Origin of the sequence: Winogradskyella sp. ECml5-4 (assembly GCF_036903175.1) — a bacterium.
Classification (GTDB): domain Bacteria; phylum Bacteroidota; class Bacteroidia; order Flavobacteriales; family Flavobacteriaceae; genus Winogradskyella; species Winogradskyella damuponensis.
Window position 1 is genome coordinate 1 of record NZ_JAYJLF010000075.1, and the last position, 837, is coordinate 837.

2 protein-coding genes are annotated in these 837 nt (G+C 30.9%); both read right to left on the reverse strand.

Annotation, left to right across the window (positions count from 1 at the left end; translation table 11 throughout):
• Positions 1-138: 138 nt before the first annotated feature.
• Positions 139-399, reverse strand: a complete 261-nt coding sequence (locus VDP25_RS17705; protein ID WP_334471979.1) for a hypothetical protein — start codon at positions 397-399, stop codon at positions 139-141.
• A 5-nt stretch (positions 400-404) separates the two neighbouring features.
• Complete coding sequence (locus tag VDP25_RS17710; protein WP_334471981.1) at positions 405-803, reverse strand: Imm7 family immunity protein; 399 nt, start codon at positions 801-803, stop codon at positions 405-407.
• Positions 804-837: the final 34 nt, after the last annotated feature.

An 837-nucleotide genomic window follows, 5' to 3' on the forward strand; every position in this document is an offset into this window, starting at 1 on the left:
AACGGTTTTGTGTATGGTTAGTTGCGTGTTTCAGCAACTAATTTAGTAAACAAAAACGAACGCGAGAAAATTCCGAAGGAATTTTCCAAATAAGCACTTGCCAAAGCAATTAATTATACACGGTGTTGTGTGCAGTTTTTATTTGTTTTTTAAATTCTTTTCTTGAGTTGCCCACATAATAACATCTCGAAAGTCAATTTTGGCTCTTTTAGTCAATTCCGAAACTTCTGAAGGGTCTCCTTTTGCCAAATACAAAATAGACATCCTTGTATTCTTTAAATTATATTCAGATTCTGCCATAACGTGATTCAAGTTTATGGAACATAATTCTTTAGATACTAAATTTCTTTGTTCGATTTTAAAATCATTATTTATAATGTCAAGTATTTCTTTGTCCATGAATATTATTCTTCAACTTCTGGATTTAGTGGTGAAAGGTAAGTGTCATTTAATTCGGTTACTTTCCCTTTTTTCATACACCAAACTTTGAATTCATTTTCGTTACCCCTTTCAATATCCTCATCGTCTTGAACATATAAAATTCCGTAAGAGCCTTTTGATATTTCAGCAATCCATTTATAAAAATCAATCACATGTTCAGATACAACCCTATGATTATGATTCACCATAATCGATAAATGATAAGTCCCATTCAGACGTTTTAAACAGTAAAATTCATTGTTATAGTCTAGTTCCGTAATTCTAGATTCAATCCGTTTAATAATGGAATTCAAATGTTCGTCATTATCATTATCATCTTTATAAGACTCTCGAATTATAGCCCATCCATTAAATTCAATCATTATTCTGCGTTTTTCTCAAATTGCACACAACGGT

Coding starts and splice junctions, on each gene's coding strand:
- VDP25_RS17710 (WP_334471981.1), bottom strand. CDS start 803: ATGATTGAATTTAATGGATGGGCTATAATTCGAGAGTCTTATAAAGAT.
- VDP25_RS17705 (WP_334471979.1), bottom strand. CDS start 399: ATGGACAAAGAAATACTTGACATTATAAATAATGATTTTAAAATCGAA.